General features: G+C 35.7%; 1 protein-coding gene. It reads left to right on the plus strand.

The genetic code is table 11. The annotated features are described in order from the left end of the window. The coding region (locus tag CHRY9293_RS18520; protein ID WP_162034324.1) for an AMP-binding protein at positions 1-613 on the plus strand (613 nt) is incomplete at both ends.

Genomic DNA, 613 nt, shown 5'->3' on the forward strand with positions numbered 1-613 from the left:
ACTTTATCGGGTACCTTCAATTATGCTAAGTCTTTATTCAAAGCATCGACTATCGAGCATATGGTCTCGACTTATCTTTATCTTTTAGATCAGTTTGTAGATTACCATGATTCTGTTTCTTCTCATATTAAATTATCCTCCCTTCACTTGGTACGTGAAGAAGACACAAATGTTATATCCATGGGTGAAGGATCTTATTGTGAATATGATCACTCCTCTTTGCTTCATGAATTATTCGAGCATCAGGTAGATAAGACCCCGGATCATATAGCGTTGGTATATGAGGATGTTAGCCTTACTTATCAAGAGCTTAATGAAAGGTCTAATCAGTTGGCCCATTATTTATTGGATACTTATAAAATAGTACCTGATGAGCTTATTCCTTTATGTTTGAATAGATCTGAGGATATGCTTATAGGGATTTTAGGAGTATTGAAGGCCGGAGGAGCGTATGTTCCTATGGATCCTGGTTATCCAATGGAAAGGTTTGATCATATATTGCGAGATACAGGAGCTGGTTTAGTACTAGTAGAAGAGAGTACAAAAGATATTTTATATGAATATAGGCAATATTTATCGTTATCAGGATCTTCAGAAGAAGTTGAATTTTCCG

Origin of the sequence: Chryseobacterium potabilaquae, from assembly GCF_902728265.1 — a bacterium.
GTDB classification, from domain to species: Bacteria; Bacteroidota; Bacteroidia; order Flavobacteriales; family Weeksellaceae; genus Chryseobacterium; species Chryseobacterium potabilaquae.